Source organism: Planktothrix rubescens CCAP 1459/22 (assembly GCA_904830895.1).
Taxonomy (GTDB): Bacteria; Cyanobacteriota; Cyanobacteriia; order Cyanobacteriales; family Microcoleaceae; genus Planktothrix; species Planktothrix agardhii.
The window spans coordinates 2,725,941-2,745,016 of sequence record LR882958.1; the positions used below are offsets into that span (position 1 = coordinate 2,725,941).

General features: G+C 39.3%; 18 protein-coding genes. 8 read left to right on the plus strand and 10 right to left on the minus strand.

Annotated elements, in window-relative coordinates:
* Positions 1-128: 128 nt before the first annotated feature.
* From NMG86_RS12785 to NMG86_RS12805, 5 genes are all read right to left on the minus strand, one after another.
* Positions 129-644 carry a DUF29 family protein gene (locus tag NMG86_RS12785; protein WP_026786636.1) on the minus strand — a complete coding sequence of 172 codons (516 nt, stop codon included), beginning with the start codon at positions 642-644 and terminating at the stop codon, positions 129-131.
* Between the two features lie 15 nt (positions 645-659).
* Entirely contained in the window at positions 660-1,916 is a 1,257-nt protein-coding gene (locus NMG86_RS12790; RefSeq protein ID WP_043938645.1) for an S-layer homology domain-containing protein, read from the minus strand.
* Positions 1,917-2,086: 170 nt separating this feature from the next.
* A complete protein-coding gene (gene bioF / locus NMG86_RS12795; RefSeq protein ID WP_026797785.1) occupies positions 2,087-3,298 on the minus strand; it encodes an 8-amino-7-oxononanoate synthase in 1,212 nt (403 codons plus the stop codon).
* Positions 3,288-3,518 (minus strand): hypothetical protein, encoded by a 231-nt coding sequence (locus NMG86_RS12800; protein WP_026797786.1) that lies wholly within the window; start codon positions 3,516-3,518, stop codon positions 3,288-3,290. The genes bioF and NMG86_RS12800 overlap by 11 nt, the downstream gene beginning before the upstream one ends.
* A 64-nt stretch (positions 3,519-3,582) precedes the next feature.
* Positions 3,583-4,476, minus strand: coding sequence for an ion transporter (locus tag NMG86_RS12805; RefSeq protein WP_202806755.1), 894 nt, complete (start codon positions 4,474-4,476; stop codon positions 3,583-3,585).
* Between the two features lie 3 nt (positions 4,477-4,479).
* On the opposite strand from NMG86_RS12805, the gene trpS reads away from it, so the two are divergent.
* The 7 genes from trpS to NMG86_RS12840 all read left to right on the plus strand — a co-directional run bounded on the left by trpS (position 4,480) and on the right by NMG86_RS12840 (position 13,678).
* Positions 4,480-5,484 (plus strand): tryptophan--tRNA ligase, encoded by a 1,005-nt coding sequence (gene trpS, locus NMG86_RS12810; protein WP_026797788.1) that lies wholly within the window; start codon positions 4,480-4,482, stop codon positions 5,482-5,484.
* A gap of 120 nt (positions 5,485-5,604) precedes the next feature.
* On the plus strand, positions 5,605-6,495 hold the full coding sequence (locus NMG86_RS12815; protein WP_026786631.1) for a methylenetetrahydrofolate reductase: 891 nt from the start codon (positions 5,605-5,607) through the stop codon (positions 6,493-6,495).
* Between the two features lie 297 nt (positions 6,496-6,792).
* Complete coding sequence (locus NMG86_RS12820) at positions 6,793-7,077, plus strand: RelB antitoxin-like protein (protein WP_087882166.1); 285 nt, start codon at positions 6,793-6,795, stop codon at positions 7,075-7,077.
* Positions 7,074-7,343, plus strand: a complete 270-nt coding sequence (locus NMG86_RS12825) for a type II toxin-antitoxin system RelE family toxin (RefSeq protein WP_026797789.1) — start codon at positions 7,074-7,076, stop codon at positions 7,341-7,343. The genes NMG86_RS12820 and NMG86_RS12825 overlap by 4 nt, the downstream gene beginning before the upstream one ends.
* 164 nt (positions 7,344-7,507) lie before the next feature.
* Positions 7,508-11,476, plus strand: a complete 3,969-nt coding sequence (locus NMG86_RS12830) for a CHAT domain-containing protein (protein WP_499103707.1) — start codon at positions 7,508-7,510, stop codon at positions 11,474-11,476.
* Positions 11,477-11,893: 417 nt separating this feature from the next.
* On the plus strand, positions 11,894-12,232 hold the full coding sequence (locus tag NMG86_RS12835; protein WP_026797790.1) for a hypothetical protein: 339 nt from the start codon (positions 11,894-11,896) through the stop codon (positions 12,230-12,232).
* Between the two features lie 3 nt (positions 12,233-12,235).
* The gene (locus tag NMG86_RS12840) at positions 12,236-13,678 is read left to right on the plus strand and encodes a hypothetical protein (RefSeq protein WP_043938639.1); all 1,443 of its coding nucleotides are present in this window, start codon (positions 12,236-12,238) and stop codon (positions 13,676-13,678) included.
* A 17-nt stretch (positions 13,679-13,695) separates the two neighbouring features.
* Here the strand turns inward: NMG86_RS12840 and NMG86_RS12845 are convergent, their stop codons facing one another.
* The 4 genes from NMG86_RS12845 to NMG86_RS12860 form a co-directional block, all read right to left on the minus strand.
* The gene (locus tag NMG86_RS12845; protein ID WP_026797791.1) at positions 13,696-14,034 is read right to left on the minus strand and encodes a DUF433 domain-containing protein; all 339 of its coding nucleotides are present in this window, start codon (positions 14,032-14,034) and stop codon (positions 13,696-13,698) included.
* Between the two features lie 236 nt (positions 14,035-14,270).
* Positions 14,271-15,179, minus strand: coding sequence for an AAA family ATPase (locus tag NMG86_RS12850; protein WP_026797792.1), 909 nt, complete (start codon positions 15,177-15,179; stop codon positions 14,271-14,273).
* Between the two features lie 88 nt (positions 15,180-15,267).
* On the minus strand, positions 15,268-16,329 hold the full coding sequence (locus tag NMG86_RS12855; RefSeq protein ID WP_026797793.1) for a bifunctional riboflavin kinase/FAD synthetase: 1,062 nt from the start codon (positions 16,327-16,329) through the stop codon (positions 15,268-15,270).
* Positions 16,330-16,411: 82 nt separating this feature from the next.
* The gene (locus NMG86_RS12860) at positions 16,412-17,293 is read right to left on the minus strand and encodes an MBL fold metallo-hydrolase (protein ID WP_026786622.1); all 882 of its coding nucleotides are present in this window, start codon (positions 17,291-17,293) and stop codon (positions 16,412-16,414) included.
* 213 nt (positions 17,294-17,506) lie between these two features.
* Between NMG86_RS12860 and NMG86_RS12865 the strand changes: the two genes are divergently transcribed.
* Entirely contained in the window at positions 17,507-18,385 is an 879-nt protein-coding gene (locus tag NMG86_RS12865) for a hypothetical protein (RefSeq protein ID WP_026794047.1), read from the plus strand.
* 10 nt (positions 18,386-18,395) lie between these two features.
* Here the strand turns inward: NMG86_RS12865 and NMG86_RS12870 are convergent, their stop codons facing one another.
* Positions 18,396-18,986 carry a hypothetical protein gene (locus tag NMG86_RS12870; RefSeq protein WP_052347349.1) on the minus strand — a complete coding sequence of 197 codons (591 nt, stop codon included), beginning with the start codon at positions 18,984-18,986 and terminating at the stop codon, positions 18,396-18,398.
* Between the last annotated feature and the right edge of the window lie 90 nt (positions 18,987-19,076).

The window sequence follows — 19,076 nt, forward strand, 5'->3', positions numbered from 1 at the left end:
CTATTTGAGAGTAATTTTCAATAAAATATCAAGATTCCCTGATAATCCTTTAAAAAACAAAACATTTTTGCAAAAAACATCAGTAAAACTTATCAAAACCCCGTTGTTGCGCTTAAGCGCAATCTTCTCTAATTCCCTGTCCCCCAAGCTATTCCCCCTGGTAATTGAATTAACGCCTGGTTAACAATATTTGGTAACTCCTTTTTAGAAAAACGATAGGTTAAATTAATTAAACTATCACCCACTGAAATCACAGCCTCCCTATCGACCATTTCCGATAACTGAAAGGGGGTACAATTTCCCTGGAAAACCTCTACGGAAGCATCACTAATTGCTGATTCTAAAGCATCTTCCATCAAAGATTGCCATTCATTCTGCTTGATATAAGTAGATATTCTATTGTCTTGCAAATTCAATCTTTTAATTTCAACTAAAGCTCCGCGAATAGATGCCGCCCAAGAATTTGTTAATCGCTGTTCTAATTGATTTTTAACTAAGTGAATCAACATTCTGACTAACTGTGATTCAATGGCATCAATTTTAGCCTGTCTGCTCATGCCATCCAATTGTTCAACAAGGGTTAACGCATCCTGATATCGTCCTTCTAAAAGACTTGCTTTTAAATCTGCTAATTCCTGAATCATCAGCTTTTCCTCCCCTTAATTTGGTGTTGGATTTGGATTAGGATTAGGGTTATTTAATACTTCATTAGCCGAAATTCCTTCCCCTTGAAATCCAAAATACCAAAGGGTAGCTGCGGCTTGTGCGCGAGTCACAGTTTTTTTCGGTTGGAATAAAGTTGTATACCCAAAAACCCGACGAATATTAGAATTATCCGCATTATTATAGTCTTCTAAAATAGCAGGTAAAGCCCCAGGATCAATTTTAGAGGTATCTTTAAAACCCCATCTTTCTTTAACTGCATCAATATTAGCTTTTGGTAAAGACTGTCGAGTATCTAAGGGAACTTTCCAGGCAATTAAATCCTCCCGGGTTAAGGGAGAATCTGGACGAAATTTTGTTATTGTATTATCTCCAGATAACGGACTTGAAATTAAACCAGCTTCTGCTAATCCTTGAATTTCAGCAAAATTCGGATGGGTTTTGGGAACATCTGTAAAAATTGGTTGATTATTTTCCGTGGCTAACCGAATTTTTTTGGCTGGGTTCTCGGCATATAATTTATTATTCACTTCCACCAGCCAACGGGCGTATTGACTGCGAGTAATCGTACCATTTGGGTCGGGTAAAATTCCGGTTTCTTGGGAATTGGGGGCTTTAAAAATACCCAATTTTGCGATATCAGCAATAAAGGAAGTTAACTCCTGAGAAATAGCATTATTTTCTGGTGTTTCGGGATTAGGACTTACGGTAGGTTTAGGCGTAGGAGATGGAGATATTACCGCAGCAACCGGAATGGGTTGATAACGAATTTGAAAATAGGTTTTTCCGTCTGGTTTAGGATTAGATTGTTGAGCAATAGTAACTTTTAAATTATCTTTCTGAGCATTCAGATTATTGCTATTTTCATTATCTGAATTATTGATAATTTTCCAGCTTTTTGTTTCTAATTCTTTTTTATAGAAACTCTGAACAGCATTACTCGGATCACCCGTTTCCCAGAGGGTAATGACAGCCGTTTTATCGGTGGTTGAAGGCATAACCTCTCGTAAACTGGCATTAGGATAGGGCGGAATTTCTGAGGGAAAATCAGCCGGAAGTTCAACCGCAGGAAGTATGGGTTCAGGGGTTTGAGTGGGTGTTATTATTGGTTCAGGCGGAGGGGCATTGGTTTCCAACTGAGGATCGGCTTTTAGAGAATTTCCGATAGCTTCCCCCGTGGGACTATTCGCACAGGATGATAGAGTGGCAATTAAACTAACTGTTAAACCCGTAAATAGAAGAATGTTTTTCATTGATATAGAAAATGGGTAATTGGGATCACGGATTTAAGAGGATTTCACGGATTTCACGGATTTTAATTTGTGTTAATGTGCGTAATTCTCTTAAATCATTGATGGGGAATGGGGGGGTAATAAAAAGTAATTTGACTTGATAAACAAGATTAAGGTTTAATATTCCTTTATTATACCTCTTGGTGTCTTTGTGCCTTGGTGTTTCCTTCAAAAATTATATCGGTTAAAACTTGAACCAATGTTTGCAACTGCATGGGGGTGTGAGTTGCCATTAAGGAAATCCGAATCCGACTGGTATTGACAGTTGGGGGACGAATCGCGGCGGCAAAAATTCCTTGTTCTTTGAGTTGATGTTTTAGGGTTAATACCGTGGCTGCATCTTTAATCGGAATACAAAAAATCGGTGAAAGGGAGTGGGAAATCTGTAAGTTAGATATTTTTTTCTGATCTTGAAATAGGGTTTCTAAGGTTTTCACATTTTGCCATAACTGTTCCCGGCGTTGGGGTTCGGTTTGGACAATATTAATCGCTGCTAAGGCGGCGGCGGTGTCCGCAGGACTTAATCCAGTCGTATAAATCCAACTAGAAGCGCGATTTCTTAAAAAGTCAATTAATTCCGCCGAACCTGCTACATAACCCCCCAAACTTCCCAGGGCTTTACTAAGAGTTCCCATCTGAATTAAAGGCTCTCCCGTACAGTTAAAATGGTCTACACATCCGGCGCCATTTTTACCAAAAACTCCTGTACCATGGGCTTCATCTACTAATACCATACAGGAAAATTCTTCCCCTAAATCGAGTAAATCATGTAGGGGACATAAATCCCCATCCATGCTAAATACACTATCGGTAATAATCAGTGCTTTGCGGTGGGGAAGACGATGTTCTTCTAATATTTTTCTCAAATGTTCTGGGTGATTGTGTTGATATTCTAACACCGTCGCCCCACTCATTTTCGCCCCATTTTTAAGGCTAGAATGATTATATTCATCGGATAAAATCAAATCCCGTTGTCCGACTAAAGCCGCAATTGTGCCAATATTAGCTAAATAACCGGAACTAAAAACCAAAGCATCTTCAGTTTGTTTAAAAGCAGCGATCGCTAATTCCAAATCTCGATGGAGTTGGCGATGTCCAGTTAATAATCGAGAACCTGTTACTCCGGTACCGAATTGTTGGGTAGCTGCGATCGCTGCATCAATTAATCGTTGATCTCCGGTCAATCCCAAATAATCATTACTGGCAAAATTAATTAAGGATTTACCCTCTATCATCAGAGTAGATCCGGGTTGACTTTCGACAGTTTGAACTGAACGATACCAGTCCGCTTTATGAATCGTATGGAGTGCTTTTTCAATCCAAGCATAAGCATCATTGATCATGTTGAATATCATCAGGATAGGGTTGACTAATTTCGGCACTTTTGCCACGAACTGGGGGTAATTTATCCACTAAACCCAGATCAAAAGCAATATCGGGTAACTCTCCAGCAATATAATGTCCGGGTTCAAAAATGCGACTGGGAGTAAAACAGATTTGTCTCAATTCGACCGTTTCTGTTTGTTCAAACATTCCTCTAAATAGTTTACGTTCTAGTCCCATGATTAAATTCCCTTTATTTTAGCAAAATTAGATTAAACCTTTTCAATCATAACCGCAAAATCAATTAATTATCAAGATCCGTGGAATTTTCCAGAGGTTGATCAATATTTTTACCACAATGGGGACAAATTTTAGGATAAAGGGTTTGATTAGCTTGTTTATTCCGAGCAATAACTTCAGTAAAACCCGATGCAATAATCCCCGCAGGTAAGGCAATAAGTCCAATTCCTAATAACGCTAAAATACCCCCTAATAATCTTCCCAGGGGAGTAATAGGATAAACATCTCCATAACCCACCGTTGTTAAGGTAATTACCGCCCACCACATTGACGCCGGAATATGGGGAAATTTATCCGGTTGTGCTTCATGTTCGGCAAAATAAATTAAATTCCCCGAAAATATCAACAAAAAAAATACCACATTTAATGTTAAGACTAATTCCTTTTTTCGCAGATAAATTACTTGATTTAAAATTTGAGTTACCTGGGAATAACGACCTAATTTTAAAATTTGTAAAAAGCGAGTCAATTGCAAGAGTTTCATCTCTTGAAAATTGCCAGGATCAAAATAAAAATAGAAGGGTAAAAAAGCAATTAAATCAATAATTGCTAGGGGAGTTAACATATATTTTAGCCTTCCCCAAACCGGATGACTATATTTTTTAAGGATCGTACATGACCAAACCCTTAATATATATTCTAAGGTAAAAACTCCCAAGGAAAACTGATTAAATGAGTTTAAAATCGTTTTATAAATTTTAAACATTTCATCTATCGATTCAATGCAAACCACCAGAGTATTTAAAGTAATTAAAAAGATTAAAAAATATTTAAAAAATCGACCTAACGGGTGTAGGTGTTCCTTCGTCTCTAAAAGCAGAAACACACGATGCTTCAATTTTTCAACCATATTATCCCATTCGTGCCAAGATAGAGTATTAAGTTCAGTTAATATCATCTTATGGGTAAACAGCGAGTTCTATCTGGAGTACAACCGACCGGAAACCTACATTTGGGGAACTACCTGGGTGCAATTCGCAACTGGGTAGACCATCAAGCGCAATACGATAACTTCTTCTGTGTCGTTGATTTACACGCCATTACCGTCCCCCATAATCCTGCGACCTTAGCAACCGATACCTACACCATTGCGGCTCTTTATTTAGCCTGTGGCATTGATTTAGAATATTCTACAATTTTTGTTCAGTCCCATATTTCCGCCCATACTGAACTCACCTGGCTACTGAATTGTATTACCCCAATGAATTGGCTAGAAGACATGATTCAGTTCAAGGAAAAAGCAATTAAACAAGGGGAAAATGTGAGTGTGGGTTTACTCGATTATCCCGTATTAATGGCGGCGGATATTTTACTCTATAATGCGGATAAAGTCCCCGTTGGGGAAGATCAAAAACAACATCTGGAATTAACCAGAGATTTAGCAGTCAGGTTTAATCATTTATTTGGAAAAGGAAAAACCCTATTAAAATTACCTGATCCTTTAATTCGTCCCGAAGGTGCGCGGGTAATGAGTCTCAGCGATGGTACTCGCAAAATGTCAAAATCCGATCCCTCAGAATTAAGTCGGATTAATTTATTAGATGATCCTGATACGATTACTAAAAAAATTAAACGCTGTAAAACCGATGCAGTTCGCGGTTTAACCTTTGATGATCCAGACCGTCCAGAATGTCATAATCTATTAATGCTCTATGGAATTTTAGCGGGTAAAACCAAAGCAGAAGTCGCAGCAGAAGCTGAGGATATGGGATGGGGTCAATTTAAACCTTTATTCACAGAAACTCTGATTGAAAGCCTGAAACCCATCCAAGCAAAATATAAAGCGGTGATGGATGATAGAAGCTATTTAGAATCGGTGTTAAAAAACGGTCGAGAAAAAGCCGAAGTGGTAGCTAACCAAACCCTAATTCGCGTTAAGGAAGCCATGGGATATTCCCTACCTTGATAAGTTTAATCATGATCAATTAAAATTGATCAGCATGATCTTACTATCGGATTCAGGAACTTTCAACCCGGCTACAAATTCTAAACATTAACCTTTGAAAAACCACCTTAAACTTTAAGAATGAATCGTTTTCGTACTGCTTGTCAAACTTTAGATGAATTTATTGTCACGGCGGAAGTCGCCCCCCCCAAAGGCGCAGACCCTAGCCACATGATTGAAATGGTCAGACTTCTCAAAGGTCGAGTCCATGCGGTTAATATTACCGATGGGAGTCGGGCTGTTTTGGGAATGAGTTCCCTGGCCGCTTCGATTATTTTATTGCATCATGGGGTAGAACCGATTTATCAATTGGCTTGTCGCGATCGCAATCGTATTGGTTTACAAGCGGATTTATTAGGAGCCCAAGCCCTAGGGATTAGAAATATTTTAGCCTTAACCGGTGATCCGGTCAAAGCTGGAGATCATCCCGATGCTAAGGCGGTTTTTGACTTAGAATCTGTGCGGTTATTACAAGCAATTGATAAACTGAATCAAGGCAAAGATTGGAATAATAAAACCTTACCCGATGGCGCCACGGATTTATTTCCGGGGGCGGCGGTTGACCCCCAATCTTCCAGTTGGTCAGGGTTAAAAAGCCGATTTGAACGTAAAATAGAAGCGGGGGCGCAATTTTTTCAAAGTCAATTAATTACGGATTTTGATCGGTTAGATAAATTTATGACTGAAATTGCTGATGGTAGTAAAAAGCCGATTTTAGCCGGAATATTTTTATTAAAATCCGCTAAAAATGCTCGATTTATTAATAAATATGTTCCTGGTGTTTGTATTCCTGATACAATTATTGATCGTTTAGAACAGGCTAAACACCCCTTAGAAGAAGGAATTTTAATCGCATCAGAACAGGTTAAAATAGCCCGTGAACTCTGTCATGGAGTCCATATTATGGCAGTTAAACGGGAAGATTTAATTCCTAAAATTTTGGATTTAGCGGGAATAAAACCTTTGTTTTAATATCTAAAATTCCTGTGGGGTGCGTCAGTGAACCCCAAGAAACCGGGTTTCTACAATAATCTTTTTATCCTCACCCAGATTTAAGGAAGAAACCCGGTTTCTGATTCTCCTGTTGAGGTATAATTGAACAAGTTAGGTATAATTGTTGTTAGTAATACTTTTAACCTAAGTGGGTTAGCGATCGCTAATTCGCTTCTATAATTTAGTAATTATGCAGGTTAGACCGGGAGCATTGCGAGTTGAGTCAGCTTTGTTTAGTTAAAATAGCAGTTATTCTCATTGCTAAGGAAAAAAACGATGAAAGGGATTCAATTTGTTGTGAATGAGGCGGGGGAAAAGCAGGCGGTATTAATTGATTTAGCAGAGTGGGGGGAGTTGTGGGAAGATTTCTATGATGTGTTGGTAGCTCATACTCGTCAAGATGAGGAGGAGGTGTCTGGGGAGGGGTTAAAGCAGGAAATCGAAACAATAAAAGAAAATATTGAGGATTATTGCCTCAATAAAGCAATGGATGAAGCAAAAATAACTCCTCTACTTAGTCGTGAACAAGCGATTGATTTTTTGGCGGAGGATGACGATTGAAAGTTGAATATAGAAAACTCTTTTTAAGAGACCTGAAGAAGCTCAAAAAACAAGAGGTTTATGCGTCTATTTATGATTTAGTCTTTACAACTTTACCAGAAGCTACATCTGTTCAAGAGTTACCGAATGTTAAAGCATTGGTGGGAACATCAAACCGATATCGTATCCGAATGGGCAACTATCGGATTGGTTTTGAGGTTAATGGAGATCAGATAGAACTCATGCGGGTTCTACACCGTAGGGACTTCTATCGGTATTTTCCTTAAAGAAAACAGTAAAAATAGCAGCCATCCCGATCCGCCAGGGTAATATTAAACTAGACTAACATCAGGAAGTTAAGGTTATGACTAATAGTTCCCAGGACACGCCGACTCAACGGCCTAATCGTTTTTAAAATAATCTCTATCTCCTCTATTTCCCACCCCTAACCATGAACGAACAACGCCTAAACGCCTATCTAACTTTAATTAACAATCTTCTCGCCTGTCCCAGTGGCGAAGAATCGCAAATTTTACAGGACAATCAAGAATTACTGGATCAAGATTTCTTACAGGTTTTATTAGAAGAATCTCAATATTTATTGCAATTCAGAAGATTACAGGAAGCAGAATTATTAATCAATTTAGCCCAACAATTATCAGCTTTTCTCGGTAACACTAATTCTTCTAAAGATTATGATAACTTTTTAATGGAAGTTGTGCAAGCAATTTTAGAAAGTGATGGTAATCCTCAAATTGTTTATCCTCTATTCCAACAAAACCTCGATAAAATTGATGAAAATTTAGCCTATATTTTAACAAAATGGGTAACGGCTCAATTTAAAGAAGTTCCACTAGAAACTGCTTACGACATTGCAGTAATTATTGTCAATTTTGCTAATTTAATAGCACAGTTTCCCAGGGGAAACCGTAAGAACAATTTAGAGATTAGTATCGCAGCCTACCAAGCAACTTTAGAAATTTATACCCGTGAAGCATTTCCTAAAGATTGGGCAATGACTCAAAATAATCTGGCTATTGCCTATTCTGATAGAATCAAAGGGGAAAAAGCGGATAATATTGAAAGGGCGATCGCAGCCTACAACGATGCTTTAGAAATTAGAACCCGTGAAGCTTTTCCTGAAGATTGGGCACAGACTCAATATAATATGGCTCTTACCTATTCTAATCGAATCAAAGGGGAAAAAGCTGAGAATCTTGAACAGGCGATCACATTCTATCAAGCTGCATTAGAAATTTTCACCCGTGCAGCATTTCCTGAACAATGGGCAACCACTCAAAATAATCTGGCTATTGCCTATTCGGATAGAATCAAAGGGGAAAAAGCCGATAATATAGAACAGGCGATCGCAGCCTATCAAGCAGCTTTAAAAATTAGAACCCGTGCAGCATTTCCTGAAGATTGGGCACAGACTCAACATAATCTGGCTATTGCCTATCGTAAGAGAATCAAAGGGGAAAAAGCCGATAATATAGAACAGGTGATCGCAGCCTATCAAGCAGCTTTAAAAATTAGAACCCGTGCAGCATTTCCTGAAGATTGGGCACAGACTCAACATAATCTGGCTGTTGCTTATTCTAATCGAATCAAAGGGGAAAAAGCCGATAATATAGAACAGGCGATCGCAGCCTATCAAGCAGCTTTAAAAATTAGAACCCGTGCAGCATTTCCTGAAGATTGGGCACAGACTCAACATAATCTGGCTGTTGCTTATTCTAATCGAATCAAAGGGGAAAAAGCCGATAATATAGAACAGGCGATCGCATTCTATCAAGCGGCTTTAGAAATTAAAACCCGTACAGCGTTTCCTGAAGATTGGGCAACCACTCAAAATAATCTGGCTGTTGCTTATAACAATAGAATAAAAGGGGAAAAAGCCGAGAATCTTGAACAGGCGATCGCAGCCTGTCAATCGGCTTTAGAAATTTTCACCCGTGCAGCATTTCCTAAAGATTGGGCAATGACTCAAAATAATCTGGCTAATGCCTATTATGATAGAATCAAAGGGGAAAAAGCTGAGAATATAGAACAGGCGATCGCAGTCTATCAAGCCGCTTTAGAAATTTATACCCGTGCAGCATTTCCTGAACAATGGGCAATGACTCAAAGTAATCTGGCTATTGCCTATCGTAATCAAATAAAAGGGGAAAAAGCCGAGAATATAGAAGGGGCGATCGCAGCCTATCAAGCAGCTTTAGAAATTAGAACCCGTGTAGCATTTCCTGAAGATTGGGCACAGACTCAAAATAATCTGGCTAATGCCTATTGGGATCGAATCAAAGGGGAAAAAGCCGAGAATATAGAAGGGGCGATCACAGCCTATCAAGCAGCTTTAAAAATTTATACCCGTGCAGCATTTCCTGAATATTGGGCAATGACTCAAAATAATCTGGCTGCTGCCTATAGGGATAGAATCAAAGGGGAAAAAGCCGAGAATATAAAACAGGCGATCGCATCCTCTCAAGCCGCTTTAGAAATTTATACCCGTGCAGCATTTCCTTACAATTATCTAGGAACATCATGTAATTTAGGACTGGCTTATCAAGCATCTCAACAATGGCAGTTAGCTTATGAAACCTTTGATAATGCCATTGAAACCCTTGAAGAAATACGGGCAGGAATTGTTAAAGGGGGAGATGCAGATAAACAAAAATTAGCCGAACAATGGCAATTTCTTTATCAACTAATGGTGGAAGTTTGCATCGAACTGAAAAACTATACTGCCGCCATAGAATATGTTGAACGCAGCAAAACCCGTAACCTCGTTGAACTGTTGGCAACCCGTGACCTTTACCCCAAAGGCGATATCCCCCAAACCATCCTCGATGAACTCGACTGTCTGCGTCGAGATATCGAAACCGAACAACGCCGCCTGGAAATCGAAGAACGCACCCGCAACCGCTTTGGGGACGGGACAACCGGAGAACGTAGCCCCAATATCGCAGCCCTGCAAACCCCACCCCCAGACCGTACCCGTCTCAACCAACTGCGGCAAGAACTCGACGACCTCATTACCCGTGATATTACCCCCATTGACCGTGATTTCCGCCTCACCCAAAAGGTTGAACCCATGCCATTTAGCGATATTCAAGGGTTGACGGGGGACAATACCGCGATTTTGGAATGGTATATTTTAAGCGATCGGTTTGTGGTATTTATTGTTACTCCACCCCCCCTAACCCCCCCTGATCAAGGGTGGGAACTGGAAACTTCAGAACCCCCTTTTTTAAGGGGGGCAGGGGGGATCAAACTCTGGCAGTCCACCCCCGAAGACTATAACGCCTTGACAGCATGGGCTGACGACTACCTCACCGCCTACCGAACTGATAAAAAACAATGGCAAAACACCCTCAACTCCCGTCTGCAACGTCTGGGGGAAATCTTACATTTTGACCAACTCCTCAAAGCTGTCGGGGAAAAATGCGATAGTCTGGTACTTATTCCTAACCGTTTTCTGCATTTATTCCCCCTTCATGCGTTACCGATATCTCAAGATCGTTTAGGAGAGTTAACTTCCTCGTCAGGGGTAGGGGCGAGGCGCGCCTCGCCCCTACAGGAGTCTGTCATTTTAATGGATCTGTTTTCCGGTGGGGTGAGTTATGCTCCCAGTTGTCAACTATTACAAACGGCAAAAAACCGCCAGCGTCCCGATTTTTCTCAACTATTTGCAATTCAAAATCCGACAAAAGATTTAGCCTATACCGACCTAGAAGTTAACAGTATTCGCACTTATTTTAATCCGAGTCATATTCTAGTCCATGAAAAGGCGAAAAAATCAACCTTTAATGAACAACAAACCACCCTAAAAACGGCTAATTGTCACCATTTTTCCTGTCACGGTTATTTTAATTTTGAGAATCCTATTTTGTCCGCATTACTATTCGCAGACTGTTACCTAGAACCCGCACCTTCGCCCCTTGATCCCAGTCGCCATCTTCGCCTAGAAAAAGGTCAAACCCTCGATCTGAGTGAATGTTTAACCTTGGGGGATGTGTTTACATTGGATTTGCGTAGCTGTCGTTTAGTCACCCTTTCCGCCTGTGAAACGGGGTTAATTGATTTTCAATCTAACAGTGATGAATATATTGGTTTACCCAGTGGGTTTCTAGTGGCGGGTTCGACTAATGTTGTCAGTTCTCTTTGGTCTGTGAGTGATATTTCTACGGCAATTTTAATGATTCGATTTTATCAATTATTGCGGGCGGGTGAGGAAGTTGCGATCGCCTTAAATCACACTCAAAACTGGTTAAGGAATGCGACTAAAACCGATTTATTAGCTTGGATCGATCCGGGGAATAAAATGCAGTTACGTCAGTCCTTAAAGGAAATCAAGGATCATGAAAAACCCTTTGCTTCTCCCTATTATTGGGCGGCATTTTGTGCGATCGGTAAAATTTAATGGTTTAACAGGACTTACGCAAGCACGCTATATATAGCGTGTCAAAAGTAGGCGATCGCCCTAAAAAGTCCTAATTATTTATTTTCCCCCCAATGTTGGGGGCTAGGGGGCTAGATGGCTTGAAATGTATACTGTTTAGAATGATCAGGTTATAAAGGATTGATCAGCAGTTTTAGAGACTATTTCTAAAGCAGCAATATTTGCCCCCTAAATCCCCCAAAATTGGGGGACTTTAAGAGGTTGTCCTGTTAAAGCGATCTCGTTTGAGTTACGAGCGCGATCGCTAACTCATTAGTACGCTACTTATGGCGTAACTGCGTAAGTCCTGTGGAAGAAACCCGGTTTCTTGGGGTAAGTTTACAAAATTAACCCTAAATTTGATATAATCAATTCTATATTGCATTAGAGTATTAGCCCATGTCTTTCTACCAGCAAAACCTCCAAGCCTTTATGCGACTGTTACAGGAACAGCCTCAATTATTTGGCGATTCAAAACGTCAAGAATTAATCGCGTTAATTGAATCCTTACCTGATGATCTTGAAACCTTATCACTTGCGATCGCAAGTTGGTATGAAACAGATGATGAAATTGTTGATGCTCAATTAGAAATTATGGATGATTCTTCTATATTAGCAGTTGATCGTATACCCGGAACTAACTTTGGTAATGTTCCTAAACCAAATCAACAGATTAACAAAGAAACATTAAAAAATGCAATTCAACAATCCGTTAAAAAACCTCCTGCTAAACTCTAATTTATGGCAGATAAATCCATAGAAAGAACCGTTAAAAATCCCAAACTAACCCTAATTGCTTTTCAACTTAGAAATAATTTAGCGTTAGGGGATGAACCTATAGAAACAGCAAATCACCTTTGGGAAAAATGCCAAGAATTAGGAGAAACATTAAATTCTCCCCATTTAAAAACATTAATTAATCGACTTGAGCAAGATCAAGGAAAAATTGGTTTTCCCCCAGGAGAAGATGATATCTCAAATGACTATGTAGAACTTTTATCAGAGCGGTTTTTACATTTTTATGCTATTCCAGAACTGAATAAACCCCAACTCAAAGGCGAAGTTTATCCGCTACAAATACATGATACCTACGCCATTGATATTACCTTTCGTCGTCCTGAAGCGGTTGTTAATCTGTCTGAATTTAACTATTTTTTAAACCCTAATGATTGTTTATTACCTGATAAGATTCAATCGGATTTAGGACAAACCTTAATATTATTTGCGGAACCTTTACTATCAGAATCAGATCACTATCAAGATTTTGCAAATGCTTGTGTTAAGGCGTTATTTCCTAGTTCAGACGCACAACGGTTGTTAAAAAATACTCCCTTAGCAGGGAAGTTTTTTGGAAGTCCGATTTTTGAGTATGATACGGGAGAATATAACCCCTCTCGCTCGATTAATTTGTTAATTTGGTTTAATTGTTCTCCGCGAACCCAAATGTTAGAAGCACAGGGAAACTATTATGAATGGTTAATTAATCTGTTGTGTTGTCGAAATAAAATTATGTATAGTTATACTCAATCTCGTTGGTGTTATCAACAAGCGAAGGATTTATATAAACAATTATTACCTAAAGTAGAAAATATCAAGAAATTACCCCAAAATCAAACTGAAAAACTGGAATTTTTAAAACAGGAGTTAACTGAAATTCCTCAGTCTTCCTTTGAATATGGCGAATATATTCAACAGATGAAACTGCAATTAAATACAATAGAAACGAATCTTAAAAATTATCAATCTTATCTAAATCAACTGAATAATATTCTGATACCAGAGGATAATTTACCCTTTTTCAATAAATTTGAAACCCGCACAAAAGACAAATTTATAGAACAAATTAAGGTTGATTTAGGTTATTTAATACCAGGTCAAAATTTGTTTTCAGAATTAATTAACACCATTCGCGGATTAGTTGAAATTGAACAAGCGGAAATTGATCGCTCCTTAGAAATAACAATTGCCATATTGGGAGTTAGTTTAGGTGTGGGAGGAATAGCAGCATCAACATTTTCTGGTTATGTTGAAAGACCTTTGATTAATTCTAATCAATCCCCATCTAAAATATTCACTCATCCGGGGATATTTGCCTTTTTATTGAGTGTAACTATCACTTTAGTTATGGGATTATCAACTGCGAAATATTTACGCTGTAGACGCAATAAATTACCTAAAAATTAATTAATATTATTCAGGACTTACGCAGCTACGCATAGCGTAGCGTAGCCCTGTCTGGATCGAATCAGGCTCAGATCAGGCTGAATTTCTGAAAATCGTTGATGAACGGATTCTGCTAGCTGTTCGCGCTCGTTCAGATAGGATTCTATTTCTTGCTGATGCCTAAGATAATAACCAATTGTGATGTAAACGTCAGATAGAGAAAGCGTTGAGTATCTTTGCACAATGGTTTCTGGAGAAGCACCATCCTGGAATCCTCGGATCACCAGTTCCAGCAGAACCCTTGAGTTACCAACCCGAATTGCTCCTGTTGCATCTTTTCTAAGCGGTGGGGACTCGCACTCCAAGACAAGACTCACAATTTTATCTCCATTAGGGACTACTAGAGCAGGCTTTAAGTCAAAAGTATAAGTCCTAATTATACCTACTAATCCTGTGTCGTTACGATATACGGAAAACTTCTGCATAAAGCTCCCGAAATTGTATGTCATAAACGCGCCTGGGGGTTGCTATAATTCTGGATTGATGTCAATAATCATAAGGCGATATGTTGTTGCGCTTAAGCGCATCCTAAAGAGGCGTGAACGCCTCACTACTAGGGTATGGCAATTGTCCTTAATAATTGTTCAATAATTGTTTTTGCCCGCCTTCCTCCCGCCGGAATTAAACGATGGGATAATACATGGGGCGCTAGGTATTTGACATCATCCGGTGTGCCATAATCTCTACCTGATAAAAATGCTAGGGCTTGGGTGGCTCGATGTAAAGAAATAGCACCGCGAGGACTCACCCCTAAAGTGATTTCATCTGATTCTCTTGTGGCTCTAACTAAATTTAGAATATACTGTTGTAATGATGTTTCAATCTTAATTTGACGACACCAATTTTGAATTTCTAATACCTCATCCTGAGATATACAAGGTTCTAAATCATCTACCGTTATTCCATGAGATAATCCTTGTAACATTTGCAATTCTTCCGCTTCCGTGGGATATCCTAAAGTTAGGGATAATAAGAATCTATCCATTTGGGCTTCAGGTAAGGGAAATGTTCCTTGATATTCAATGGGGTTTTGAGTTGCTATGACAAAAAATGGTTTAGGAACTAACCGCGAAACTCCATCAACGGTGACTTGTCTTTCTTCCATTACTTCTAATAATGCGGACTGAGTTCGAGGCGTCGCCCGGTTAATTTCATCGGTTAATAAAATATTAGTAAAAATCGGCCCTGGTAAAAATTCAAATTCCCCAGTTCGGGGATTCCAAATATTAGTTCCGGTGATATCTGTAGGTAATAAATCCGGTGTACATTGTATCCGATGAAACTGTCCTGCTATCGAACGGGCTAGGGATTTTGCGAGTAAGGTCTTACCAACACCCGGAACATCTTCTAATAGTGCATGACCCCCGGCTAATAAAGCTACTAATGTCAGCCGAATGGCGTCTTCTTTGCCTACAATTGTCCGGCTTAAATTCTGTTTTAGATGTTCAATTCGTTGTTTCATGGGATATTTTTATTGGGAATAAGATAAAATGCACTTGTGTTAATTATAATGCTTGTGGAGAGAGAGAGAGACGCGCCGTGGCTCGTCTCTACATGGGGTATAGTATCTCCTTAGCTTGTAAACAGTCCGCCTTAATTTGAGTTTTAAGGGCATCTAAAGAGGTGAATTTCTGTTCTGGGCGCAGGAATTGTTCTAGGCTAACATTTAAGGTTTTACCATATAAATCCCCCGACCAATCTAACAGATGAACCTCCACGGTGATGTTTTGACCTGCGACCGTTGGACGACAGCCAATATTCATCACCCCCGGATGATTCACTAAGTCAAAATTAGCATCATTTCCGGTTTCTGTGAGTGATTTCATCCCAGTTTCAGATACTTTTACTGCATAAACCCCATACCGAGGTAAGAATTTTTCCGGGGGTAATTGTAAATTAGCTGTGGGAAATCCGATAGTTCGTCCTAACTGTTGACCCTGAACCACCGAGCCAACTACATGATAGGATCTTCCTAATAATTGATTGGCTCGACTAATCGCACCTTGTTCTAAGGAGGTGCGAATTTCTGAGCTACTAATCCGTTCGCCATTTTCACATAAATATAAAGGAACCGTTTGTACCTTAATTCCGTAATTCTCGGCAATTTTTTCTAAATCCTTAACAGTTCCAGCCCGTTTTTTCCCAAAGTGAAAATCAATTCCGACACTAATATAATTAGGTTGTAATTTTTGAATTAAAATCTTTTCCACAAATTCTACTGGGGATAAAGCCGCCATTTGTTGATCAAAAGGTAATAAAACTAACTGTTTTACTCCCATTCTTTTTAACCATTCCGCTTTTTCATCTAGGGGAGTTAGTAACTTTTTGGGTTGACCTGTAAAAAATTCTTGAGGATGGGGATGAAAGGTGACAACTGTACTATAACCGAATTCCGATTCTCCTAAATTACTATCCAATAACAATCTATCCCGCGTCAACTGGGCGACGGGGTTAGTTAAAAGCATCTCTGTCGGTTGTCGGGAATCAATTTGCGGCTTTACATTTAAAATCGGCTGAATCACCTGTTGGTGGCCCCGATGTAAGCCATCAAAGTTCCCTAAAGCAACGGCAGTGGGCGTTAATATGGTATCGAGCGATGATGTTATCCACACGCTTCACATTTTGACATAATTTTGAAATTTGCGATCGCCATTGTCAGAAAATCCTGTTAAATCAACCCTAGAGTTAGGCTAACTAGGAGACAGGAGGACTTGAATTCAAAGGTGAACTTAACTGAATCGACAATCCTTCCCTGGCGATTAAACTATTTGGAAACTGTTCGGCAACTTGTTCTCCAGTTTTATCCATAGAATCATCATTATGCAGGGGGTCATGGTGGAAAATTACTAACCGTTTAACATTAGCTGCTTTTGCCACCTTGACTGCTTCTTGCCAAGTAGAATGTCCCCAACCTACTTTACTGGTTTTTTCAGAATGATATTGTTCATCACTGTAGGTAGCATCGTAAATTAAAACATCAGCATTTCTGGCTAAAAATAACACATTTTCATCTAAGCGGTCGGGAAAATGTTCCGTATCACTGACATAAGCTGCGGAATAATTGTGCCAATTAACTCGATATCCGACCGCTTCCCCCGGATGGTTTAATAAAGCTGTTTCAACAACAATATCATCGCTAATTTTAATCGACTTACCCACATTAATATCAACAAACTTTAAGTCTGCTCCCATAATTTGTAAAGGAACTGGAAAATTAGGATGGAGCATTTGATCATTCAAACGATGCTGCACCGTTGAACCATCGGGGGCGATTGTACCATAGATATAAAAAGTATTAATTTTAATAAAAGCGGGAACAAAAAATGGAAATCCCTGAATATGATCCCAATGATAATGACTAAAAAATAAATGCCCAGTTACAGGCATTTGAGCAAGTAAAGATTGTCCGAGGACTCGTAAACCCGTACCCCCATCAAAAATCAACCGTTCTGAACCAACCCGCATTTCAACACAGGGAGTATTTCCCCCGTAGCGAACTGTTTCCGAACCCGGACAAGCGATGCTCCCTCTGACTCCCCAAAAGTGAACCGTGAACTGGTTTTGTAAATTAGACATAGGTGTTAATTGCTAGTTGGAGTTAGGCAGTTGAGTGGGTTAAGATAATTAAGTTTTGGCTGGAAAACTTAATCGTAACCGATTGAAATGCGAGTTGATCTCGGATCAATATTAGCTAATGTGACAAAATGCCATAAACTAGCCATAATGCCATTTTAATATTAGATCAAATTTGAGATCACAAAACGCAAGACTTAACTTGGGATCGTCAGAATGGATAAAGTCAGTAAAACCCTTGATCATCTTGAGCTAATTCGGATTAGCCTATCAACCAACGGTCAGCAATTCCTGCATCAAGTTCAAACTCTATTATATTCCAGGGATAGGAGAGTTAATTCTTCCCAGATGTTCCTGGCTTTACCGCTAGGGCTTAATCTGAACTGGGTTCAACCTTGGAAACGATTACGCCACCGTCGGTCGGAACGTTTGAGAAGTTGGTTATTCCTCCTGATTCTATGCGGAATTTGGGGCTGGTGGAATAGTAAACTTTTGTTTTCAACGGCTTTGGCAATGGCGGTCGTCGGTTGGGTATATCGTCTACGGGAACTTCCGGTTAACTTCAACCAATGGGACTGGTATCGACACCTGGAAAAATCTCAACGTCAATTTTTATTGGCGCTGGGGAGTGGGGTGAGTTCCGGGGTATTTCTCTATATTTGTTTATCAATTTGGACAAGTTCCGAGAGTCCAGAAATTGCGTTAAGTTTAATTGGACAAAATTTAGGAATTTTAGGAATTTTGGGTTTGATTTTAGGGCAATGGTATCAACAAAAATCCGATTTGGGTAAATCCGAACTCAATCAATGGTTAAAAGATTTAACCCAGGAGAATAGTCTGAAACGCTTGATTGCTGTCCGTCAAATCACTCAATCTTTTAAAGATTCTCCCCAAGGTTTGGGAAATCGACAGTTATTATTAGAAGCCCAACGTTGGCAACCTTTACCCACCCTCCAGTCTTTTCAAGGTATTGATCGGACTCATGTTATTGAGTATTTTCAGTTAATGTTATATCAAGAAAATGAACCCTTCGTCCGTGAAGCGTTATTGGAAGGGTTACAAATTCTGGAACAGAATCATCAGCATTATTCTTAGAAATTAAAGTTTAGAATTGAGCTTGAAAATGATGTAAAATTAATTGACCATCAAAGGTTTCAAAAGTTACTTTTTGAATATTTAAACCCGTGAGTTTTAATTGAGCATGGGGGAAATTAAGGGCATCGGAACTAATATGATGGGAAACGCTCATTCCGGTTTCTGCTACTTTTTTGCCTTCGGTATCATAAGCCGATAAAACCGTTGCACTAGAACTGGTAATCATTCCACAAAATTTATGAATGGGATATTTAAAGTTGATTTCTAAATCTCCCCCTTTGGGCGCACCCATGATGACAGTCGTTGTGGGTTTAATCACAAAAGCGGGATTAGACGGTTGGAGAGCGATCGCATTCTTAAAAGTAATACCCCAATGTTTAAACTGATTTTCAATTACTTCAAAACAATTTAAGTCTTCTAATGCTAACCGAATTTTAGTGGAGGTTTTAATTGTAAATTCTTGATCTAAATTTAGTTCTCCCCGTTGAGGATAAACAGTAATTTCAGCAGAATTGGATTCAGAATAAATAGGAGTTTCTAACTCAAAGAGCTCAATTACATCAACCGCCGGAAAGTCTTCGTCTATCATAAGGTTTTTCATAATTACCCAAAGCCAAATTATTGATACGACAGGGTTGATTCCACCGTTCTGGTGTCAAACTGCTATCTTTTAGGAGGATGTGTCCAAAAA